Source organism: Allomuricauda sp. CP2A (genome assembly GCF_001683915.1).
Lineage (GTDB): Bacteria > Bacteroidota > Bacteroidia > Flavobacteriales > Flavobacteriaceae > Flagellimonas.
On record NZ_LXTT01000034.1, the window covers coordinates 57,210 to 72,542 of the forward strand.

Consider the following 15,333-nt stretch of genomic DNA (forward strand, 5'->3'; position numbering starts at 1 on the left):
TTCACCCAACATCCGGCGGTTTGCGTTTGGCCTTCTTCTCCGCAGCCTTCTTTTTGGATTTCAATCGTTTTTCAATGGAAGATTTGGTAGGTTTTGTGGGCTTTCTTTTTTTGGGAACCGCCAAGCCCTTTTTCAATACCTCGAAAAACCGTTTTACCACCAATTCCTTGTTTTTGTGTTGACTTCGGGCCTCATCGCATTGCAACATTAGGACACCATCATTGGTGATTCTGGTCTTCAATTTTTGAAGCAGGCGCTCTTTTTCCACATCGGATAGACCTTCGGAAGCAGGAACATCAAAAGACAGTTCCACTTTGGATGAAACCTTGTTCACATGCTGCCCACCAGCACCACTGCTTCGCACGGCCTTAAATTGTAATTCGCTATGGACTTGTTGTTTGTTCACCCTGAAGACGCCTATTGATGGTCTTCAAAGATACATTAAGAAAAATGGTGTCGCCCAACTTTCGCTTTTTTGGGGTGTTGAAATACAACAGCGTCCCATCTTCCGCCTTGCCTATGTTGAGGTAATGACTTCCCTTGAAGAAGGAATGGGTCAGTTCCACTTTCATCCCTGAACTTTTGGAAACCTTGAATTCATGTGGATACACCAGCACCGTCTTGTCGAGTTGGGAATAGGACTTCAACAATTTAATGGGAACCTTGCTTACCTCACCAAACAAGCTGGCGGTGTAATGGTTGGGTGGATTATTGTATAGTTTCTTGGTTTTTTGATGGGCAATGATCTTACCCTTCTCCAAAATAAGGGTTCGTTCCGCATACGGAAGCACATCACTGGGATCGTGACTTGCCGTGAGCACGGTAATCCCCTTTTCTTTTAGATGGATAAACAGATTTTTTCGGAGGGAGTTCCGTTTAAAGTTATCAATGTGGCCAAAAGGTTCGTCCAACAAAAGAATTTCGGGTTCTTGGGCCAAGACCCGGGCCAGGGCCACGCGTTGTTGTTGCCCACCGCTGAGGTTCTTCACCTTGGTGTTGGCATAGACTTCCAATTCAATCAGCGCCAAAAGTTCAGCAATCCTGTCTTCGTGGGTCTCCCGCTCAAAAACCGATAAATGTTGCCCAATATTTTCCGCAACGGTAGTATACGGCATCAAATCAAAATCTTGGGAGAGGTATTTCATGTACGATTCTCCCGGAACCAGATTGAAATTGGGCCCCAATGCCTCTTTTTCACCCCAAAAAATGGAACCGTTTTCCACATGCAAAAGACCGTAGATGATTTTCAGGAGCGTGCTCTTGCCCGAACCGCTTTCGCCCATCAGGGCCACATGTTCACCCGGGGACACTTCAAAGGAAATGTCCTCCAAAATAGGTTTGGATTTATACTGAAATGAAGGGATGTGAACTTTGAGCATATTAAAATGAGGAATCCGTGTAAACCCTGTTAGTCCTTAAATTCTTTGAGTACCGCCTGATTGGGCAATTCATTGAACCCCATATTATAAAACGTAAACCCAAAAATATCGGCATATTGCTCAATGGTCTTGCTTACCGGGGTTCCTGCCCCGTGGCCGGCATTGGTCTCAATCCGAATCAAAGTAGGATTGTCTCCTGCCTGCTTTTCCTGAAGTTCAGCCGCAAACTTAAAACTGTGGGCAGGGACTACGCGATCATCATGGTCGCCCGTGGTCACCAAGGTGGCCGGGTACTCCGTACCCTCTTTTATATTGTGAACCGGGGAATACCCTTTTAAATAGTTGAACATTTCCGCACTATCCTCCGATGTGCCATAATCATAGGCCCATCCCGCGCCCGCGGTAAAGGTGTGGTAGCGGAGCATGTCCAAAACGCCCACAGCAGGTAATGCCACTTGCATCAAATCTGGTCTTTGGATCATGGTGGCTCCCACGAGAAGTCCACCGTTGGACCCACCCCGAATGGCCAAATATTCTTTGGAAGTGTATTTGTTCTCAATGAGGTATTCCGCAGCGGCGATAAAATCATCAAAAACATTCTGCTTTTGGAGTTTTGTTCCCGCCAAATGCCATTTTTTACCGTACTCACCACCACCCCTAAGATTGGGAACCGCGTACACACCTCCTTGTTCCATCCAAACGGCATTGACAATGCTGAAGGAAGGGGTTAAACTGATGTTGAAACCCCCATAACCATATAAAATCGTTGGATTTTTGCCGTTGAGTTCCAGTCCTTTTTTATAGGTGATGATCATGGGCACTTGGGTGCCGTCCTTGGAGGTATAGAAGATCTGCTTGGATTCATAATCCTCTGGATTAAAATCGATTTGGGGTTTCCAATACTGTTCGTATTCCCCCGTTTTCACATCATATTTGTACAAAGAACTTGGGGTATTGTAATTGGTGAAGAAGAAATAAAATTCTTTTTCCTCCTTTTTTCCTCCAAAACCACCAGCGCTTCCCACACCGGGCAGCTCCACTTCACGTACCAAATTGCCCTCATAATCATATTGCAGTACTTTGGAAATGGCATCTACCATATATTCTGCAAAGAGGTAGCCACCTCCGGTTCCCACTGTGAGCACATTTTCCGTCTCAGGGATGAGATCTTGCCAGTTTTCTGGGGCCGGGTTGGAAGCATCAACCACCACCACTTTTTTGTTGGGGGCATTTCGGTCAGTGACCAGAAATAATTTTGACCCTTCATTGTCAACAACGTTTGTATCGGAATCCGTATCGTCCAAAATGGTGACAAGCTCGGGATTCTCTTGGGTCAAATCCATCATAAACAGCTTGTTGCCCGAAGTGGAAACCGAAGCCGAAATGAACAAATAATTTTCATCCTCAGAAACCGAACCCCAAACATAGCGATGTTTTTCCTCTGGAATCCCGCCAAAAATGACCTCATCCTCGGATTGGGGTGTGCCCAATTTGTGATAGTACAATTTGTGCTGGTCCGTTTTGGCCGATAGTTCGCTTCCTTCGGGTTTGTCATAACTGGAATAGAAGAAGCCCTCGTTTCCTTTCCACGAAATGCCACTGAACTTAATGTCCACCAGCGTATCTTCAACAACTTCAATGGTTTCCGCATCAATGACGATGGCCTTCCGCCAGTCGCTACCGCCTTCGGAGATAAGATAGGCCGCTTTGGAACCGTCTTTGGTGAAGTTGAGTCCCATTAACGAAGTGGTGCCATCCTCCGAAAAGGTATTCGGGTCCAAAAACACTTCCTCTTCGCCACCTTCTTTCTTGCGGTAGACCACATATTGGTCCTGCAATCCGTTGTTCTTGTAGTAATAGGTGTAATCGCCTTCCTTGAAAGGTGAGCCTACTTTTTCGTAGTTCCATAGTTTTTCGAGTCGATTTTTCAGGTCTTCCCGAAAAGGAATTTTTTCCAAATACCCAAACGTGGTGGCATTTTGTTGTTTCACCCAAGCCTCGGTTTCGGCACTTCGGTCGTCTTCCAACCAACGGTAAGGGTCAGGAACTTCTGTTCCAAAATACGTATCTACGGTATCAACTTTTTGGGTAGTGGGGTAATTCACGGTAATAGGTTCTCTTTTAGGAGTGGTTTGACATGCAGCAAACAAGACTACAACAGTCAATAGGCTTGCGGTTCTCATTTTTATTGGATTGATTCGGATAAAAATACCATAAAAACCGACAATGCCTATATACCGAAAATACCTTTAACGTATTTTATGAAATTGCTTCGGAAGCGTTGGGCACCAAATGATTCTCCACCAAATACTCCGCAATTTGCACTGCGTTGGTAGCGGCCCCTTTACGAAGGTTATCCGCCACGATCCACATATTTAAAGTGTTGGGATTGGTCTCATCCCTTCTAATACGGCCCACAAAAACCTCATCCTTGCCATTGGCAAACATAGGCATGGGGTACGTGTTGGTCTCGGGATTATCCTGAACAACAACTCCTGGGGTCTCGCTAAGCAGTTTTCGCACTTCGGAAAGGTCAAAATCGTTATGGAACTCCACATTCACTGATTCTGAGTGTCCACCTGCGGTGGGAATACGAACCGCGGTAGCCGTCACCGAAAAGGTACGGTCATCCAATATTTTTTGGGGCTCACGGGCCAGTTTCATTTCTTCCTTGGTGTAGCCATTTTCCAAGAATACATCGCAATGGGGCAATGCATTCCGGTTGATGGGATAAGGATAGGCCATTTCACCTTTAATGCCAGCAGCTTCGTTCTCCATTTGTTCCACGGCTTTTACGCCTGTCCCTGAAACGGACTGGTAAGTGGAAACGATGACACGTCTCATTTTGTATTTTTTGTGCAACGGATTCAACGCCATCACCAATTGGATGGTGGAGCAGTTGGGATTGGCAATGATTTTGTCGGCTGCGGTCAATTCACTCGCATTGATTTCGGGCACCACCAACTTTTTGGTAGGGTCCATGCGCCATGCGGAGGAGTTGTCGATTACCGTGGTACCGACTTCGGCAAATTTTGGGGCCCACTCCAAAGAAGTGTCACCACCAGCCGAGAAAATGGCAATATCAGGTTGGGCCGCAACGGCATCTTCCAGTCCAATTACGGTATATTCCTCATTTTTATAGGTGAGTTTTTTGCCCACGGATCGTTCCGAGGCAACCAACAACAATTCGGTAATGGGGAAGTTGCGTTCTTCCAATACGTTCAACATGACCTCGCCAACCATTCCGGTGGCTCCAACAACTGCTACTTTCATTGTTTTATAATTTCTTGGGACAAAGGTACGGTAGTCTTCGATTTAAACAAGTATTTCCACATCCAATAATCAAAAAATAACAAAATGTTATAAATAAAACAACCATCAATGTATCAGCGAAACACATTGATGGTTTTTAAGGGTTATTAGTGATGTAGCGGGATGCTGAATTTATCAGCACCTACGATTTTATTTCTTCAACAAATCCCGAATTTCGGCCAAAAGCTCTTCCTGCGTAGGACCTTTTGGTGGTTCTGGAGCAGGCTCTTCTTTTTTCTTCATACGGTTCACGGCTTTTACGATCATGAACATCACAAAGGCAACAATGAGGAAGTCGATGACATTGGTAAGGAATTGCCCATACATTACGGCGATTTCCCCAACGGTTTCCCCTGCATCGTTCACGGTTCCTTCGGTTATCACATATTTCAAATCGTTGAAATCTGATTTGAACAACAGACCGATCAACGGAGAAACAATCCCTCCGGTAAATGAGGAGACCACTTTGTTGAAAGCGGCACCCATGACGAAACCTACGGCAATATCCACCAGGTTTCCTTTCATGGCAAAGTCCTTAAATTCTTTTATAAATCCCATTTATAGTTAAGGTTTTGGTTAATAGGGAAACAAAATACTCAAAAATGGGATTGGTTGTGAGAAAAATGGGAAAAATCAACCCGCTATAACCTCTCTTTTAACCCGTTGAGAGATAGCAGTAAGGATTTCATACGAGATGGTCTTGGCACCAGCCGCAAAATCTTCGGCTGAATTGCCCGATCCAAAGACAAGGGCTTCATCCCCTTCTTGGCAATCAATGCCGGTTACATCAACCATGATCATATCCATACACACATTTCCAATGATAGGGGCTTTTTTGCCGTGGATAAGCACACTGGCCTTTCCATTGCCGTATTGCCTTCCAATACCGTCAGCATGACCCAAGGGAAGGGTGGCCGTTGTTCTGGCACTTTCCGAAGTATAGGCCCTGTTGTACCCCACGGTTTCATTTTCTCCGATATGGTGAATTTGGGATATGATCGTTTTTAACGAAGCAACAGGTCTCAGCTGGGCATCAATGTTGGCATCATTTCCATACCCATACAGGCCGATACCACTTCTCACCATTTCAAACTGTGCTTCGGGATAGTTGAGGATTCCCGAAGTGTTCAGCATGTGTCGCATGGGGGCATACCCCAATTTTTGGGTGAGTCCATCACTGATTCTTTTGAAGGCATTTATTTGGTTGAGGCTGAAGGATTTCTCATCCAAATCTTCAGAGGCGGCCAAATGGGAAAACACAGAGGCCACTTTCACCGCCTTATTGCCTTTCAATTTTTCAGAAACAAAGTCCACATCGGTCTCATTGAAACCCAAACGGTTCAGTCCCGTATTGAATTTGATATGAACCGGATAATCTTTCTGATTTTTTGATTTAGCCACTTGGAGAAACTCACTGAGAATCTTTCGGGAATACAGACTGGGCTCCAAGCATCGGTCTATGATCTCGTCAAAATTTGAGGGCAGGGGATGCAGCACCAAAATTGGGGTTTTTATTCCGGCGTCTCGCAACAACACCCCTTCCTTTACATAGGCTACGGCCAAATAGTCCACACCAAGTTGTTCCATTTTTTGGGCAATGGAAACCATGTCACTGCCGTAGGCAAAAGCCTTGACCACGGCCAAAAACTTGGTTTTTGGAGCTATTTTGGAGCGCAAATACGTATAGTTATGCTCCAAAGCCGTCAGGTCTATTTGTAAAGTGGTCTCCCCAATCTTACCCATCGGCATTTTTCTTTTTAGCGTCCACTTCTTCGGCTTTCACATCCATTTGTCTGACCTTTTCCCTGAGCATGGCTTTATAAAAAGCAGCCCGGCTCAAGGGTTCGTACTCCTCGATCTCGCCCAAAAGTACGAGCTTGTCATTGCTGGATTTTCTAAAGCTATAATTGGCCAAATTTCCCGTTCGGGTGCAAACGGCATGCACCTTGGTCACATATTCCGCAGTAGCCATAAGGGCAGGCATGGGTCCAAAGGGATTGCCCTTAAAATCCATATCCAGTCCGGCAACCACCACACGCACGCCACGATTGGCCAGATCGTTGCAGACCGTTACAATTTCATCGTCAAAAAATTGGGCCTCATCAATCCCCACCACATCACAGTCATCGGCCAATAAGCGGATGTTCGCGGCCGCAGGCACGGGAGTGGATCGAATTTCATTGGCATCGTGGGAGACCACCATGTCTTCATGGTAGCGGGTATCCACAATGGGTTTGAATATCTCTACCTTTTGCTTGGCAAACTGGGCCCGTTTCAGCCTTCGGATGAGTTCTTCGGTCTTACCAGAAAACATGGAGCCACAGATAACCTCTATCCATCCAAACTGCTCTTTAGGGTTGACCGTGTTTTCGAGAAACATACCGTATTTTTGAACGAAATTGTGTGATTTTCCGTTGTATAGAAAACGAAACACAAAGCTACTAAAAAAAAGCACCCACGGCAGTTGCGTTAAAATTTAACCTTTTGTTCGCAAGGGTAAACATAAAATGATTATATTTTTATAATAAAGAAAGTTAGCTATGATACGGAAATTAAGGGAGGAACTGATTAAATTGTCTACGGAGATTATCACGGCCAGAGAAGATCAAGATTTAGCGGAATTGTACGACAAGTCCAGAAAAATATATGAGAAATTAGCGGTCCTCAAGTTTATTGATGAGAAATTGAGCGATGTTGAGGTGGATGTTTCCAAAAATGTGATCGCCTCACGTTTTGAGAAAGTGGCCAATGCGGTATTGAGTGGAAATATTTCAGTGCCTGAAAGCAATCCACATGAAGAGGATATCATGACCCCGGGCATGGAAACCATAAAGGACATGGTGTCTGAAATGCCCACTGAAACAGCTTTGGAACAGGTTTTTGCTGAGTTTGTGGCCAAACCGGACTTGATGAAAAATGATAAGGAACATGTTGGGGTTGCTGAAACGGTTGAACACCCCGAACAGAAGAGCAAATCAAAATCCTTGAACGATACTTTTGTAAAAGATCTCCAAATAGGGCTCAATGACAAATTAGCGTTTGTAAAACACCTGTTCAATGGCAATATGGAGGACTATACCCGAGTGTTGTCCCAATTGAACACCATAGAGACCGAGGAGCGTTCCATTGCCTTTATCACCAACATGGTGAAACCCGAGTACGATAATTGGGAAGGTAAGGAGGAATATGAAGCGCGGCTTCTTGCCCTGATCGGGCGTAGGTTTGCCTAATCAACACGGACTACTGGAACATTTTTTTAAAAGGAAGGCCGTAACTTAGGTCCATGGGAAAACTATATTTGGTTCCGACCCCAATTGGAAATCTTGAAGACATCACCCTTCGGGCCATAAAGGTTTTGAAGGAAGTGGATTTGATACTGGCCGAGGATACCCGGACCAGCGGAAAATTGCTCAAACATTTTGAAATCAACACCCCGCTCCAGAGCCACCACATGCACAATGAACACAAACAGGTCGATGCATTGGTAAAAAAACTAAAGGGAGAAGCTATTTTGGCCCTTATTTCTGATGCGGGGACACCTGCAATTTCCGACCCAGGATTTTTATTGACTCGCGCTTGCGTTGAAAATGGGATTGAGGTGGAATGCCTTCCCGGAGCCACAGCTTTTGTCCCTGCGTTGGTGAACAGCGGACTGCCCAATGACCGTTTTGTGTTTGAAGGATTTCTGCCCATAAAAAAAGGCCGTCAAACCCGATTGGAACAATTGGCCGAAGAATCCCGCACCTTGGTTTTTTATGAATCCCCACACAAGCTCATCAAAACCTTGACCCAATTTGTGGACTATTTTGGAGCGGACAGACCTGCTTCCGTATCCCGTGAACTCACCAAGCTCTACGAAGAAACTGTTAGGGGCACCCTTGCGGAAGTGTTGGAACATTTTACCAACCATCCACCCAAGGGAGAATTTGTGATCGTGGTCGGTGGAAAAAAATAGGTGTTAGCAACCGCGCTGTTTCACGACCTATAAAAAGTATGGACCAACTGCTTGCTCAAATAAGAGACTGCTCCCATTGCAGGGACCATTTACCTATGGGGCCAAAACCCATTGTTGCGGCCCATCCAGAATCCAAAATCGCCATCATTGGCCAAGCTCCCGGTACCAAAGTACACCAGACAGGGGTTCCTTGGGATGACCCGAGCGGAAAACAACTTCGGAAATGGCTGGGTGTTACTGATGAGCAATTCTATGATGAGCGTTTATTTGCCCTGATTCCCATGGGATTTTGTTACCCTGGTAAGGGAAAATCTGGGGATTTGCCCCCAAGATCTGAATGTGCCCCCTTATGGCATGACCCTTTGTTCCAAGATATGCCGAACCTAAAACTGACCATTCTTATCGGACAGTATGCACAACGCTATTATTTGGGGGATGCCATGAAAAAGAACCTTACTGAGACCGTGAAGAACTATAAAAACTATTTGCCCAGATATATTGTGTTGCCCCATCCCTCCCCCAGAAATCGGTTTTGGTTACGTAAAAACCTGTGGTTTGAAGAGGATGTTTTACCAGAATTGCAGGAAAAGGTTTCGACCTGTCTTTTATCTTAAGTCTAAAATCTATTATCTAATATTTAGACCCATCATGCTTCCCTTTCTCCCAACCGTGTTTTCCCAAGTACTGTTCGGCACTTTCCACGGCCCCACTTTCAATGGAGGTTCCCATGGAATCGTTCCAACGGTTGAGGTAGCCAAATAAGGAAATCACCCCCAACATTTCCACAATCTCGCCTTCATTCCAATGCTGGTACAACCGTTCCTTGATTTCTGCGTTTACCGCATTCGGCACCTGCGAGGCAGCCAAGGAAAAATCCAGTGCTGCCCGTTCCGCTTCCGAAAAGGCAGGATGCGTTTGGTACTCCCAAATGTTGTCCAGTTGTTCTTGTTCCGCGCCATAGCGCTCCGTTGCCCTTATGGCATGGGCCTGGCAATAACGGCACCCCGTGGCATTACTGCTCACCCAGGCGATCATGCGTTTTAAGGCCGAAGTGACCCGTCCTTCGTTGGCCATGACCGCTTTGTTGAGGTTGATAAACGCCTTTGAAATGGCAGGCCGGTGCTGCATGGTCAAGACTGAATTGGGACAAAAACCCAAGGTTTCATTAAAAAATTCTGCCAGCTGTCGGGTTTCTGGGTCATGATTGGGGTCAAGAGGGGAGACTAAGGCCATGAGTGCGATTTTAAATCGTATTTTTGATATGCTACAAGAAACAAAAATTTGATTGTATGACAAATCACATCACTACCAAATGGTTGGGCGAAATGGCCTTTGAAAGTAATAATCCATCCGGACATACCGTAAGAATTGACGCTGGACCTGAAAATGGCGGATCGGGAGCGGGGTTGCGGCCCAAAGCTTTGATGCTTTCCTCATTGGCAGGTTGCTCTGGATTGGATGTTGCCTCTTTGATCAAGAAAATGAAACTGGAAGTGGATGATTTTTCCATTGAGACCATTGCCAATCTTACCGAGGAGCACCCTAAGTATTTTGATTCCGTTACTGTGGAATACCATTTTACCGGTTCCAATCTTAATGAGGACAAACTGAAAAAGGCTGTGGACCTATCGGTAGAAAAATACTGTGGTGTTATGGAGATGTTCAGACAGTTTGCCAAGATGGACATTAAGATTCTGTATCATCATAAATGAAAGTACGGGAAAGTTCAAGTTCAAGCTCAAACCCAAGTACAAGCATGAAGCTCAATTTTGAGTAAATGTGTATATTTAAAAAACTGATTGTCCGCAATCAATCATGTAAACAAAAAGCTGTCAGGTCGAGCGCAGTCGAGACCTTATTTTTGAGACGTTGAATCCAATAACTTCTCGACTGCGCTCGAAGTGACAGGGCAATATGATTGATTACGGATATTCAATTTAAAAACTAGGTCAACCTCAAAATCAAATAAAATGATTTATGACCCAAAAAAAGTTTGATTTAGAGGAAAGGTTTGTTGATTTGGCAGCTAGCATAACTTCTTTTTGCTATGATTTATCCAACGATTTTAGCAGTCAATATTATGGAAATCAATTACTTCGTTCTGTAGGTAGTGCGGCTTTAAATTTTGGTGGGGTCCAAGGAACACACACAAAAAAAGATTATATACACAGGGCTACCATATCATTAAGGGAACTGAAAGAATCAAGAGTAAACCTCAAAATTTTAAATGAAATAGGCTATGGCAATAAAGAAATGCGCATAAGTTTATTGGATGAAGTTGAACAATTGATAAAAATCACTGCTACAATAATCAAAAATAAGAAGCAACTCGAAATCTTAACTTGAGCTTGAGCTTGAACTTGCACTTGAACTTTAATAATTATGCGTTGGACCATAAAACCCAAACCTACACAAGAAGCTATAAATCACCTTTCAAAGGAATTGAATGTTGATGATTTAGTGGCACACCTGCTCTTGCAAAGGGGCATCCGAAATTATGAAGAGGCAAAACTTTTTTTCCGGCCTGAGTTGGACCATTTGCACGACCCTTTTTTACTAAAGGATATGCAAAAAGCCGTGGAACGTATAGAACAGGCCATTGAAAATGAGGAAAATATTTTAGTGTATGGCGATTATGATGTGGATGGCACCACTTCCGTGGCCTTGATGGCTTCATTTTTGCAAGAAACGTATCCCAACGTGGCCACCTATATTCCAGACCGCTATTTGGAGGGTTATGGCATCTCGTTCCAAGGGATGGATTTTGCTGCGGACAATGATGTCACCTTGATCATTGCACTGGATTGCGGCATAAAAGCTATAAAACAAGTACAATATGCCAAAGAAAAAGGGATTGATGTGATTGTTTGTGATCACCACAGACCCGGGAATGTATTGCCCAATGCTGTGGCCATTCTCGACCCAAAACAAGAAGATTGCCCATATCCCTACAAGGAGCTGTGTGGGTGCGGGGTAGGATTCAAGTTGATTCAGGCGTTGGGTTCCCGGCAAGGGAGAACCATTGAAGACCTTGTTCCCTATCTGGATTTGGTGGCGACGGCCATAGCGGCGGATATTGTACCCATTACAGGTGAAAACCGGATTCTGGCCCATTTTGGGCTACAGGTCATCAATACCGACCCCAGAATTGGGATTCTGGCCCTAATTGATCAAATCAAAAAGAAAACCCTGACCATTACCGATGTGGTGTTCATCATTGCCCCCCGAATTAATGCGGCAGGTCGGATGAAGCACGGACAGCATGCAGTGGCCTTGCTCACGGAAACCGATTTCAATACCGCCCAACAGTTTGCCCAAGAGATAGAATCGTTCAATTCAGAACGAAGAAGTCTGGATCAAGAAACCACTGAAGCAGCCTTATTGCAGATTCAGGAAAATGCTGAGGAAGACAGGTTCACTTCCGTAGTTTATAATGAACATTGGCACAAAGGTGTCATTGGCATTGTGGCTTCCCGACTTACAGAAACCTATTACAGGCCAACCTTGGTCTTTACCAAAAGCGGGGATAAATTGTCCGCTTCGGCCCGATCCGTAAAGGGCTTTGATATCTATAATGCCTTGGAAGGCTGTTCGGATTGTATTGAGCAGTTTGGAGGGCATATGTACGCTGCCGGCCTTACCCTTTTGGAAGAACAGTACGAAACCTTCAAACAACAATTTGAAAAAGTAGTCGCGGAATCCATCGACCCAAATTTGTTACAGCCCGAAATTTCCATTGATGCCCAATTGGAACTCAACCAAATTACCCCAAAATTAATGCGCATCCTGAAGCAGTTTGCCCCTTTTGGTCCCGGCAATATGACCCCGGTTTTTATGGCTGAAGGACTACAGGACACCGGGTATGCCAGAGGGGTGGGTGAAGATGAAAAACACCTAAAGGCATCCGTTTCGCAGAAAGGGTCTGGACCTATTGGCGCCATTGGCTTTAATTTGGGAGATAAATTAAGCCTGGTCAAGGATAAAAAACCTTTTGATGCCGTATTTTCGTTGGATGAAAATGAATGGAACGGATCGGTGAGCCTTCAACTGAAATTAAGAGACATTCGCTAGACATTTATGGATCCATACGCTGCGCTCCGTTTTAAGGAGTTCAACATTTTTTTGGTAGTGCGTTTTGCGCTGGTTTTTGCTTGGTCCATGCAATTCATTGTTATTGAATGGCAGGTATATTCCTTGACCAAGGATCCCTTATCCTTGGGCATCATTGGGTTGATGGAAGTGATCCCGGCTGTTGGCATGGCCCTGTTTGCTGGGCATGTGGTGGACCAACGGGAAAAGCGGAATCTTATGATTACCTGTATCCTTGGGTTCTCAGTAATTAGCCTTGGCCTATTTTTGTTAAGTTGGCCAGGCCTTGAAGATACCTGGTCGTCCGGCAAAATATTGGTTGCCATTTATGCCATGGTCTTTTTGGGCGGGTTGGTGAGAGCCTTCTTGGGCCCTACCACTTTTGCCATGATTGCCTTATTGGTTCCCAAAAAAATCTATCCAAATGCAGCTACATGGAGTAGTTCCACATGGCAGTTGGCAGCGGTTTTGGGACCGGCTTTGGCAGGATTTTCCATTAGTTGGATAGGGGTGCATTGGTCCATGTGTGTCATCTTTGCCTTTTCATTGATAGCACTTATTTTTCTATTACAGATACCAAAAAAACCCATTTTAAACCCAAAAATTGGCGAGCCTGTCATGCAAAGTTTAAAGGATGGCCTGCGTTTTGTCTTTGGTAACAAGGCCATTTTTGGGGCATTGACCTTGGATATGGTGGCAGTACTTTTTGGTGGTGCCGTAGCACTTTTGCCGATCTATGCCCAGGATATTTTGCATGTGGGCTCTGAAGGATTTGGGATTTTGAGGGCGGCCCCAGCCGTAGGTGCGTCCATCACCATGTTGGGGTCTACTCGGTTTCCATTGCATAAAAACGCAGGTAAAAAATTATTGATGGCAGTATTTGCCTTCGGAATTTGCATTATCGTGTTTGGACTTTCGGAACTTTTTTGGTTGTCTGTGATTGCCTTGTTCTTAAGTGGAGCTGTGGATGGGGTTTCCATGATTATCCGGCAGACCATTTTACAATTAAAGACCCCCGACAATATGCGGGGAAGGGTAGCTTCGGTAAATTCAATTTTTGTGGGATCGTCCAATGAGTTGGGCGCTTTTGAGAGTGGATTGGCCGCAAAACTTTTGGGGACGGTCACAGCGGTGGTCTTTGGAGGTTGTATGACCTTATTGACAGCAGGAACAACGGCAATAGTTTCACCTTCGTTTAGAAAGTTGGACCTTCAAAAAGACATTGATGAGCATGAAAAGGATTAGTTTTTCAACTTTTCCAGCGTTAGTTTTTCCCCATCAAAAACAGCAAATGTGAAATAATTGATCCAATCCCCAAGGTTGGTGTAGGTCGATTTTTCGTTGAGTTTGATTTCCATCGGCAGATGACGGTGGCCGAAAATAAAATGATCGTAATGCTGTTGCTCCAATTTTCGTTTGGCATACAAAACGAGCCATTCCTTTTCCTCACCCAAAAACTTTGCATCAGCCTCACCTGAAATCATTTTATTGTTTACGGAAAGATGTTGGCCCAAACGAACCCCCAAATCAGGATGAAGCCATTTGAAGAACCATTGCGCCACAGGATTGGTAAAGACCTTTTTCATGCGTTTAAACCCCTTATCGTGAGGGCCAAGCCCATCACCATGGCCAATAAAAAAAGAAGTATCGTTGATTAAAAACTGCTGCGGTTTATGGTACACCGGAATGTTGAGCTCTTCTTCAAAATAGCCATTCATCCAAAGATCATGGTTGCCCACAAAATAGGTGATCTGGATGCCCATATCCGAAAGTTCGGCCAATTTCCCCAGTGTACGGGTAAAGCCTTTGGGCACCACGGTTTTGTATTCGAACCAAAAATCGAAAAGGTCGCCCATTAAAAAAACGGCATGGGCATCGTGTTTGATGCTGTCCAGCCAGGCCACAAACTTCTTTTCCCGGGGCAAGCTGTCCTTTCGGGTAGGTGCCCCAAGGTGGTTATCGCTGGCGAAATAGACTTTTTTGCCTTTTGGAAGGGTGATGTTTTTCAAATTGGTCTAAGGAAAAAGTTTATAGATATCATTTCGCTTTACAAAACGAGACAATAGGATGGTATTGTTTTCGTAATAAAAACCTAAACGGTACGAGCCTATTCTCATTCTAAAAGCATTGGGGTGTCCTGACAGTTTTTTGACAGACGTAATCTCATCCAAAACATTGGCCTCTTTCATTTCTAGAATGACAAGTTTTAGTCTTTGTTTTATCTTTTTATCATTAATCTTTCTTAAATCTTTTTCAAGTGATTTATGATATTTGATTTTCATTCATCAAGAATTTTGAAAACCTCATCTTCACTTACAAAGTCTTCTTTGTCCGCTTGTTGCATGAGAAGTAGGAGCCCTAGGTCTTCTTTCTCTTCTTCTGAGAGTTTTTCGAAGCGCTCAAGTTCTTTTTTCTTCACGTATTCAGCAATGGCTTTTTCCATTAAGGCCTTAACGCTCAGGTTTTCAAAAGCAGAAAGCACTTTTAGTTTTACCACAAGCGATTTGTCAACTTCAATAAGCTTTTTAATTTGATGTTCCATAAAATTCGGTCTCTAAAACCCTATTTTACTCAAATATATAAAATATATATTATATA

Annotated in this window: 18 protein-coding genes; 7 read left to right on the forward strand and 11 right to left on the reverse strand. The window is 44.4% G+C overall.

Annotation, left to right across the window (positions count from 1 at the left end):
• Position 1: 1 nt before the first annotated feature.
• The 7 genes from arfB to A7D14_RS04665 form a co-directional block, all read right to left on the reverse strand.
• Complete coding sequence (gene arfB, locus A7D14_RS04635) at positions 2 to 406, reverse strand: alternative ribosome rescue aminoacyl-tRNA hydrolase ArfB (protein WP_067030669.1); 405 nt, start codon at positions 404 to 406, stop codon at positions 2 to 4.
• Positions 384 to 1,379, reverse strand: coding sequence for a sulfate/molybdate ABC transporter ATP-binding protein (locus tag A7D14_RS04640; RefSeq protein WP_067030672.1), 996 nt, complete (start codon positions 1,377 to 1,379; stop codon positions 384 to 386). Before A7D14_RS04640 ends, arfB begins: the two co-directional genes overlap by 23 nt.
• Positions 1,380 to 1,408: 29 nt before the next feature.
• The gene (locus A7D14_RS04645) at positions 1,409 to 3,562 is read right to left on the reverse strand and encodes a prolyl oligopeptidase family serine peptidase (protein WP_067030675.1); all 2,154 of its coding nucleotides are present in this window, start codon (positions 3,560 to 3,562) and stop codon (positions 1,409 to 1,411) included.
• A 76-nt stretch (positions 3,563 to 3,638) separates the two neighbouring features.
• Positions 3,639 to 4,652 (reverse strand): aspartate-semialdehyde dehydrogenase, encoded by a 1,014-nt coding sequence (locus A7D14_RS04650; protein ID WP_067030678.1) that lies wholly within the window; start codon positions 4,650 to 4,652, stop codon positions 3,639 to 3,641.
• 189 nt (positions 4,653 to 4,841) lie between these two features.
• Positions 4,842 to 5,249: a large-conductance mechanosensitive channel protein MscL gene (gene mscL, locus A7D14_RS04655; RefSeq protein ID WP_067030680.1), complete on the reverse strand. Its 408-nt coding sequence runs from the start codon at positions 5,247 to 5,249 to the stop codon at positions 4,842 to 4,844.
• 75 nt (positions 5,250 to 5,324) lie between these two features.
• Complete coding sequence (gene alr / locus A7D14_RS04660) at positions 5,325 to 6,434, reverse strand: alanine racemase (protein ID WP_067030683.1); 1,110 nt, start codon at positions 6,432 to 6,434, stop codon at positions 5,325 to 5,327.
• On the reverse strand, positions 6,427 to 7,071 hold the full coding sequence (locus A7D14_RS04665) for a thymidine kinase (protein ID WP_067030686.1): 645 nt from the start codon (positions 7,069 to 7,071) through the stop codon (positions 6,427 to 6,429). The genes alr and A7D14_RS04665 overlap by 8 nt, the downstream gene beginning before the upstream one ends.
• Positions 7,072 to 7,231: 160 nt before the next feature.
• On the opposite strand from A7D14_RS04665, the gene A7D14_RS04670 reads away from it, so the two are divergent.
• From A7D14_RS04670 to A7D14_RS04680, 3 genes are read left to right on the forward strand one after another with little or no spacing between them, the layout of a single operon-like run.
• On the forward strand, positions 7,232 to 7,921 hold the full coding sequence (locus A7D14_RS04670; RefSeq protein ID WP_067030690.1) for a hypothetical protein: 690 nt from the start codon (positions 7,232 to 7,234) through the stop codon (positions 7,919 to 7,921).
• 53 nt (positions 7,922 to 7,974) lie between these two features.
• Complete coding sequence (gene rsmI, locus A7D14_RS04675) at positions 7,975 to 8,646, forward strand: 16S rRNA (cytidine(1402)-2'-O)-methyltransferase (protein WP_067030693.1); 672 nt, start codon at positions 7,975 to 7,977, stop codon at positions 8,644 to 8,646.
• A 38-nt stretch (positions 8,647 to 8,684) separates the two neighbouring features.
• Entirely contained in the window at positions 8,685 to 9,260 is a 576-nt protein-coding gene (locus A7D14_RS04680; protein WP_067030696.1) for a uracil-DNA glycosylase family protein, read from the forward strand.
• Positions 9,261 to 9,276: 16 nt separating this feature from the next.
• Here A7D14_RS04680 and A7D14_RS04685 read toward each other — a convergent pair whose 3' ends face one another.
• Positions 9,277 to 9,879, reverse strand: coding sequence for a carboxymuconolactone decarboxylase family protein (locus tag A7D14_RS04685; RefSeq protein WP_067030699.1), 603 nt, complete (start codon positions 9,877 to 9,879; stop codon positions 9,277 to 9,279).
• Between the two features lie 56 nt (positions 9,880 to 9,935).
• On the opposite strand from A7D14_RS04685, the gene A7D14_RS04690 reads away from it, so the two are divergent.
• From A7D14_RS04690 to A7D14_RS04705, 4 genes are all read left to right on the forward strand, one after another.
• A complete protein-coding gene (locus tag A7D14_RS04690; protein ID WP_067030702.1) occupies positions 9,936 to 10,358 on the forward strand; it encodes an OsmC family protein in 423 nt (140 codons plus the stop codon).
• A 265-nt stretch (positions 10,359 to 10,623) separates the two neighbouring features.
• A complete protein-coding gene (locus A7D14_RS04695; protein ID WP_067030705.1) occupies positions 10,624 to 10,992 on the forward strand; it encodes a four helix bundle protein in 369 nt (122 codons plus the stop codon).
• Positions 10,993 to 11,028: 36 nt separating this feature from the next.
• On the forward strand, positions 11,029 to 12,717 hold the full coding sequence (gene recJ / locus A7D14_RS04700; RefSeq protein ID WP_067030707.1) for a single-stranded-DNA-specific exonuclease RecJ: 1,689 nt from the start codon (positions 11,029 to 11,031) through the stop codon (positions 12,715 to 12,717).
• 6 nt (positions 12,718 to 12,723) lie between these two features.
• Positions 12,724 to 13,980: an MFS transporter gene (locus A7D14_RS04705; RefSeq protein WP_067030710.1), complete on the forward strand. Its 1,257-nt coding sequence runs from the start codon at positions 12,724 to 12,726 to the stop codon at positions 13,978 to 13,980.
• Here A7D14_RS04705 and A7D14_RS04710 read toward each other — a convergent pair.
• From A7D14_RS04710 to A7D14_RS04720, 3 genes are read right to left on the reverse strand one after another with little or no spacing between them, the layout of a single operon-like run.
• Complete coding sequence (locus tag A7D14_RS04710; RefSeq protein ID WP_067030712.1) at positions 13,977 to 14,744, reverse strand: UDP-2,3-diacylglucosamine diphosphatase; 768 nt, start codon at positions 14,742 to 14,744, stop codon at positions 13,977 to 13,979. The genes A7D14_RS04705 and A7D14_RS04710 overlap by 4 nt on opposite strands.
• Positions 14,745 to 14,750: 6 nt before the next feature.
• Positions 14,751 to 15,017 carry a type II toxin-antitoxin system RelE family toxin gene (locus tag A7D14_RS04715; protein ID WP_067030714.1) on the reverse strand — a complete coding sequence of 89 codons (267 nt, stop codon included), beginning with the start codon at positions 15,015 to 15,017 and terminating at the stop codon, positions 14,751 to 14,753.
• Positions 15,014 to 15,277 carry a hypothetical protein gene (locus A7D14_RS04720; protein ID WP_083157980.1) on the reverse strand — a complete coding sequence of 88 codons (264 nt, stop codon included), beginning with the start codon at positions 15,275 to 15,277 and terminating at the stop codon, positions 15,014 to 15,016. The genes A7D14_RS04715 and A7D14_RS04720 overlap by 4 nt, the downstream gene beginning before the upstream one ends.
• Positions 15,278 to 15,333: the final 56 nt, after the last annotated feature.

What these genes read in the sequence shown, in the direction of transcription:
- mscL (WP_067030680.1), bottom strand. Translation starts at nt 5,249, where the DNA reads ATGGGATTTATAAAAGAATTTAAGGACTTTGCCATGAAAGGAAACCTG.
- A7D14_RS04715 (WP_067030714.1), bottom strand. Translation starts at nt 15,017, where the DNA reads ATGAAAATCAAATATCATAAATCACTTGAAAAAGATTTAAGAAAGATT.
- rsmI (WP_067030693.1), top strand. Translation starts at nt 7,975, where the DNA reads ATGGGAAAACTATATTTGGTTCCGACCCCAATTGGAAATCTTGAAGAC.
- A7D14_RS04645 (WP_067030675.1), bottom strand. Translation starts at nt 3,562, where the DNA reads ATGAGAACCGCAAGCCTATTGACTGTTGTAGTCTTGTTTGCTGCATGT.
- A7D14_RS04705 (WP_067030710.1), top strand. Translation starts at nt 12,724, where the DNA reads ATGGATCCATACGCTGCGCTCCGTTTTAAGGAGTTCAACATTTTTTTG.
- recJ (WP_067030707.1), top strand. Translation starts at nt 11,029, where the DNA reads ATGCGTTGGACCATAAAACCCAAACCTACACAAGAAGCTATAAATCAC.
- A7D14_RS04650 (WP_067030678.1), bottom strand. Translation starts at nt 4,652, where the DNA reads ATGAAAGTAGCAGTTGTTGGAGCCACCGGAATGGTTGGCGAGGTCATG.
- A7D14_RS04665 (WP_067030686.1), bottom strand. Translation starts at nt 7,071, where the DNA reads ATGTTTCTCGAAAACACGGTCAACCCTAAAGAGCAGTTTGGATGGATA.
- A7D14_RS04680 (WP_067030696.1), top strand. Translation starts at nt 8,685, where the DNA reads ATGGACCAACTGCTTGCTCAAATAAGAGACTGCTCCCATTGCAGGGAC.
- A7D14_RS04695 (WP_067030705.1), top strand. Translation starts at nt 10,624, where the DNA reads ATGACCCAAAAAAAGTTTGATTTAGAGGAAAGGTTTGTTGATTTGGCA.
- alr (WP_067030683.1), bottom strand. Translation starts at nt 6,434, where the DNA reads ATGGGTAAGATTGGGGAGACCACTTTACAAATAGACCTGACGGCTTTG.
- A7D14_RS04685 (WP_067030699.1), bottom strand. Translation starts at nt 9,879, where the DNA reads ATGGCCTTAGTCTCCCCTCTTGACCCCAATCATGACCCAGAAACCCGA.
- A7D14_RS04720 (WP_083157980.1), bottom strand. Translation starts at nt 15,277, where the DNA reads ATGGAACATCAAATTAAAAAGCTTATTGAAGTTGACAAATCGCTTGTG.
- A7D14_RS04640 (WP_067030672.1), bottom strand. Translation starts at nt 1,379, where the DNA reads ATGCTCAAAGTTCACATCCCTTCATTTCAGTATAAATCCAAACCTATT.
- A7D14_RS04670 (WP_067030690.1), top strand. Translation starts at nt 7,232, where the DNA reads ATGATACGGAAATTAAGGGAGGAACTGATTAAATTGTCTACGGAGATT.
- A7D14_RS04690 (WP_067030702.1), top strand. Translation starts at nt 9,936, where the DNA reads ATGACAAATCACATCACTACCAAATGGTTGGGCGAAATGGCCTTTGAA.